This is a genomic window from Bacteroides sp. CAG:633 (genome assembly GCF_000435115.1).
Classification (GTDB): Bacteria; Bacteroidota; Bacteroidia; order Bacteroidales; family Bacteroidaceae; genus Bacteroides; species Bacteroides ndongoniae.
On the sequence record NZ_FR882984.1, the window covers coordinates 8,340 to 13,754 of the forward strand.

The following is a 5,415-nucleotide window of genomic DNA, read 5'->3' on the forward strand; positions in this document are numbered from 1 at the left end:
CGAGCCGTACAAGTGTCCTACAAACGGGGTTCAAAGGAGGTGTTTCACCCTTTTCCGCCGCCTCTTTTCCCATTCTCTATCTCTGGGAATTTTCTTCAGTAAGCGATAAAGGCATGAAGCCGGTTTCGGAACATGCCGAAAAAGGTGCAACCTTCCTGCTTCAGATTTTATCCAGTCCTTTCGTATATTTCAGCCAATAATACTTCAAAGGATTCTTATACTTCAGCTGTTTCCAGGGACGGCTGCTGTGAGGACGGTGCCACACGGGAAGCGTCGTGAACAGATAGTTGCGGAACCCTTCCTTCTGCGACTGGTGCGAGATGGTGACATCGTGCCAGTTCTTCTCCGGGTCGAGCTGGTGGAAGTCGAAAGTCCGCAGAAAGTTGACTGTCAGCAGCGAGCAGCAGAAGCTGCAATGCTTCTTTTCGGGGTATACCTGATTCTCGTTTCCTTTGGCAAACAGGTAGGGATAGTTTATCTCGCCTTTCTCATCGACGGTGACGGCGGCAGCTATGCCACAGTCCGTGCGCTCCTGCGCGCCGTCGAACAGAGCCTGAAGCGTATTCTTCTTCACCACCACGTCCGACTCTACAATAATCAGCGCAGCATCTTCGGCAATGGCGCGCTCCTGCGCCATCTGAAGCACCAGCAGATAGTTGGGCGAAGGATGGTCGGTCAGATCCGAGAGGTTCACCAGATTGAACCCCATCTTCTTCGAGGCCTCCTGCAGCCGGGCTGTATTTTCGGCCGTACTGAAATCGTTGTAGATGGTATATGTGTAAGGCACTTTGATGTCCGATGCCACGATGGCTTCGGCCGTCTGTAAGGTCAGGTCAATGGAGTCCTTTACCGGAGTAATCACATGAATGCATTTCATACGTTCTATTTTTATCGTCTATTTGTCCGTCGATGCCATAGGGCAGACAAAACTATGTAATATTTTGCAAATGTCCAAACCCCGTCTGTATTTTGTGCTCCATACGCAAGAACCGCACCCGGCTCATCCAAGATCCGCTATCAACGCCACAACCGGAACTCCACATCCTCGAACGTAATGCAGTCCGCAGGATCGGCTTCATTGTAGAGGGTACCCTCCATCCGCCCGGTGACAACCGGGAATGACGTCATTGCAGCATCTTTATAATCTACATCGTCCACCTGCAACAGGAACGGATGCTCCGGAGAGCAGCAATAGGTCCTTCCGCTATCCGCAAAAGTCAAACTGATGTATGGCACCCGCTCCGCATTGGCATCCACCAACTTCGATGATGTCAACTCAAACGAGCCCGTTTCCATCGGTCCCCATTGCAGATGCATGGTTGCCCAAGGCTCATCGCGATAATCGGCTGCAAACCTGATAAGCCATCCGGTGATGTCAATATGCTGATACGAGTCCTGCGGGATATAGAGTAAAGGATCTATCCGGACATCATAATAAGAGTCTTGCCTGATGTTTATCAAGCTGTCATTCATCATTCCCACAAAATAACTCTTTGTGTAAGGCAACGCTCCGGGCAAGGAGTCTTCATCATGTCCGTTGCCGCAAGCGGCAAGGCAAAGCAACAGGGCAGCCAACAGGGTGGCAGGAAAAAACTTCAGTTTCATAATATTACAGTTTAAACAGTTATACAATTGTTTCATACCATTTTCAAATTTGACGTTACGAAGATGAGCGGAATAAACCAGATAATCGCTAAAAAAGAGTACGCAAAAAGTACGCATTTGACTTGCGTACTTTTTGCGTACCCCTTAGAACAACCAACTTATCTATTGTTTTTCAAACATTTGCCTATGTTTACTTATAAACTTTGAACAAGTTGGTCACATTGTTTAGAAGACCCTTTTGTTCCGGACAGCTTTGTGTAAAGCCGTGAACGGACAGACGAAATATCCTGTTTGGAACTAATCATAATGGTTGCCATTTGAGTAGGTGTAACACCTATTTTGATCAATAAACAAATATGTAGTTCCTTTTCTGAAATCTGAGGATATAACTCTTTCAACCGTGTAGTGAAACCACCATACGCTTCATCCACTTGTTCCTGTAATTCTTGCCAATCTTCAATCTTAAGCAACTGGGATTTTTCTTTACTGTTGGCTACTGCCTGAAACTTATTATAGATGTTCGTCATATATAAACCAGCTTCAACCTTCCGCTGTATTTCTTGCATCTCTTCAATTCGCCGATTGTCTTTCTCAATCTGTTCTTTTTGAACCAGCAATAAATTCCGATGTAGCAAGTCTTTGTCTTTTACTGCATTTTCCAATTGCCAAGACAATTCTTCAATCTTCTTTTTGTTTTCTTCTATTTGTTCTTGGCTATATTGCTTCAGTTTTTCTTGTTGACGTTTCAATTTTTCCTGTTGAAGTAACATAGTCTGTTCCTTTCGTTTGTTTTTTTGCCAAAAGACAGCAAACAATAACAAAGAAAACAATGCCACCAATACTAAAAAGAAAATTAGGTTCCTATGATTAAAGTTCTCCTTTTTCAACTTTATATTTTCTTTCTCAAACTTATGGTAATTATACAAAGCATCAATTTTATGAATTGTCTCTGTACGAATACTTTGTTTAAGAGAATCATCATAAAGCATATACAAGTCATAATACTCCATTGCTTGAGTAACATCCCCCCGTTCACGGGCTATTTTAGCCAACCCTTGGTAAGCACTCGCTTTGTGAGAATACGAATGAAGAGATAATTTCTTCCTATAATAATAAACAGCTGAATCTAATTGGTTTGTATTATAATAGTATTTTGCCGTGTTGTTGTAATACATCGGCATGCTAAGCGTATCAACAGCTTGCCAAGCGATTTGAAGTTTTTCACATGCCGCCGGATAATTACCCCAATCGACGTAGAACCCTGCCAATTCCCCATAGACCATACTTAATAAGATACTGTCTTGCATGTATTGCGCCATTTCACCAGCACGATTGTAATACCAAATAGCACTGTCTTGCCGTTCCCTCACCGCAAAAGACCGCCCAATATCCCGCAAGTCGAAAACAAGGTTGGCACTGTCTTTCAGTATCAAGTCACATTGATAAGCCTTACGGAGCACACCAGGCAATTCGTCGTAAAGTTCTTGATAGAAGAATAACGTCCCCATCTGGCTGTAGATGCGGCTCAGCAGATTGTAGTCCGTCAGCTCCTCGCGCTCCATGACGTCGATGGCACGCTGGTAGTACTCCAACGCCCGTGGAGCATCCTTCAAGTCGCTATAAGTGCGGCCGGCATAGTAGAGGGCTTCGGGCAAGTGGGTCTTGTCGCGCTGCTCCCGATAGTAGCGCACTATGGAGAGGATCAGGCTGTCCGAAGTGTGCGTGACGTAAGCCTTGTCATCAGCCTTCACGCGAAGCAGGTTGTAGTACATCCGGACACGTTCCGGGCAGTGACCGATGCTGTCGGCCCACGTGCCCAACACAGCTTTCATACTGTCCGGACGTACGTTCAACAGAGAGTCGGCCTGCTGCAACAGGCGGACGTCGTCGCGGTCGGCATGGCAGGAAACCAACAGGACGACGACAAAAAGGATGATATAGCAAGCGGGGTGTTTCATATTGTGCGTCTTTTTTTTCCGTTTTCAAAGCACAAAGATACGCTTGTTCGAAATAAGATGCTATAAAAAGGAAGAATAGTATCGCCAAATCATGGATATTCACAAATATAGCCGTACCTTTGCCGCCCCATAAAGAGAGAGAAAAAAGGTCTGGAATAGAACGGCCTAGCATAGAGAAGTCAATGAATGAAAAAAGCTTAAAACCGCGCTTCGCAAAAATGCCCGACTGGAAAAGCGCGTGGAACCGTACAGCTATCGTTTTTGCAGCTGGACTGTTCCTGAAACTCACCCTTTTCGATGCCATCTGGTGCATGGACACTACTTTCGCATCGTTTTCGTACCTGGAAACCTACCTTTCCAAGTTGTTCATCGCTACGTTGCTACTGCTCCCCTACATCCTGTTCAGGAGCAAAGGGGTAGAAAGCGTTATTCTGTTCTGGCTCGACAGCCTGCTTATCTGCAACCTGCTCTATTACCGAACGTACTACACACACATCCCACTGAGCAGCTACGTACTGGCCGGCAACCTGACCGACTTTACCGAAAGCGTCAGAGATTCGTTCAGAATGATAGACGTCCTGTTGCCCTTGTCGTCCGTCGTCACCATCTTTATGGCGTTCCGCAAGCCAGACCGTAAGGGAAGCAGCCTCATCCGAAGACTTCCCGGATACTTTACCGTATTGGTTGGAACAGCATTGCTGAACATGGCTTGCCTAAGCTTCTACGGCGGATTCCATCAGTCATTCAATGCCATCCGGCAATCGCCTTACCTGTGTTCAAGCTGTGCACCGATGTTCACCGTATTCGGCTGCGTATACTACGACCTGACGGAACAGCAACAGGAAATCACCCCCGAAATAGACCAACGCATCGGGAGCTGGCTTGCCGCACAGCCCGCATGGACGCCCCTGCCCGACTCGATAGAGACGCGCCGCAACTGCATCCTGATTCTGGCCGAATCGTTCGAAAGCTGGGTGCTGGAGCAAGAAGTGGAAGGACAGGAAATCACGCCTTGCCTCAATCGCCTGCTGAAGGAACCGACTACCCTCTACGCTCCCCACGTGCTCACCCAGGTGAAAGGCGGACGCTCTATCGACGCCCAACTGATGATCAACGCCGGCATGCTGCCCCTCAACTCGGGCGCATACAGCAGCCTGTACCCCGACAACCACTACGCCACCCTGCCCAAAGCCATGCACGAGCTAAAACACTCGCGCAACTATCTGCTGACCATCGACAAGGTATCGACCTGGAATCAGGGAGCCATTGCCTACAGCTTCGGGCTGGACACCATCATCGCCTATCACGACTTCCGCAAAGCCGAAGCCTTCGGCACACACAAGCGCATCGGCGACGTGCCTTTCTTCGAGCAGTGCAGCGAGAAAATCAGTGAGGGCGAGGTGTGGAAGCAGAACGAAACAGTCTTCATGCAGTTCGTCACCTACTCCGGCCACGCGCCGTTCGTGCTGCCCCAGCACTTGCAGGAAATCAGTTTCTCCGACTCCATCCCCACGAAGGCAGCCGACTACATGAAGACGGCCCGCTATACGGACAAAGCCCTCGGACAGTTTGTCGACTTCTTGAAGTCGCGGCCCGAGTATAAGGAAACACTTATCGTCATCACCGGCGACCACGAAGGACTCGCTTTCTACCGCAACGAGCTGTGCCAGGCGCCTGCCATGCAGGGCATTGTTTCCGACAAGCCCTATACGCCGCTCATCATCCTCAACTCGCCCGTAGGCATGCGCTACGAAGACGTGATGGGACAGATAGACATCTACCCCACCCTGCTCCAGCTGCTGGGACTCGAACGCTATCCGTGGAAAGGCATGGGGCAGAGCATCCTGTCGCC

5 protein-coding genes are annotated in these 5,415 nt (G+C 48.4%); 2 read left to right on the plus strand and 3 right to left on the minus strand.

Features of this window, described 5'->3' with window-relative positions; all coding sequences use genetic code 11:
• Positions 1-200: hypothetical protein (locus tag QVP67_RS01970; RefSeq protein WP_288179798.1), on the plus strand; the 200-nt coding region annotated here is incomplete at its 5' end.
• On the opposite strand, the gene QVP67_RS01975 is transcribed toward QVP67_RS01970, so the two are convergent.
• The 3 genes from QVP67_RS01975 to QVP67_RS01985 form a co-directional block, all read right to left on the minus strand.
• On the minus strand, positions 161-877 hold the full coding sequence (locus tag QVP67_RS01975) for a hypothetical protein (protein ID WP_022161883.1): 717 nt from the start codon (positions 875-877) through the stop codon (positions 161-163). The genes QVP67_RS01970 and QVP67_RS01975 overlap by 40 nt on opposite strands.
• A 140-nt stretch (positions 878-1,017) precedes the next feature.
• Positions 1,018-1,605 carry a DUF5025 domain-containing protein gene (locus QVP67_RS01980; protein WP_071148352.1) on the minus strand — a complete coding sequence of 196 codons (588 nt, stop codon included), beginning with the start codon at positions 1,603-1,605 and terminating at the stop codon, positions 1,018-1,020.
• 194 nt (positions 1,606-1,799) lie between these two features.
• Complete coding sequence (locus QVP67_RS01985) at positions 1,800-3,437, minus strand: hypothetical protein (protein ID WP_288179799.1); 1,638 nt, start codon at positions 3,435-3,437, stop codon at positions 1,800-1,802.
• A 308-nt stretch (positions 3,438-3,745) separates the two neighbouring features.
• Here QVP67_RS01985 and QVP67_RS01990 point away from each other — a divergent pair.
• A partial coding sequence (locus QVP67_RS01990) for an LTA synthase family protein (RefSeq protein ID WP_288179800.1) occupies positions 3,746-5,415 on the plus strand: 1,670 nt, incomplete at its 3' end.

Bases quoted from the DNA above. Each gene is read 5' to 3' on its own strand.
- QVP67_RS01975 (WP_022161883.1), bottom strand. From the start codon at position 877: ATGAAATGCATTCATGTGATTACTCCGGTAAAGGACTCCATTGACCTG.
- QVP67_RS01980 (WP_071148352.1), bottom strand. From the start codon at position 1,605: ATGAAACTGAAGTTTTTTCCTGCCACCCTGTTGGCTGCCCTGTTGCTT.
- QVP67_RS01985 (WP_288179799.1), bottom strand. From the start codon at position 3,437: ATGAAAGCTGTGTTGGGCACGTGGGCCGACAGCATCGGTCACTGCCCG.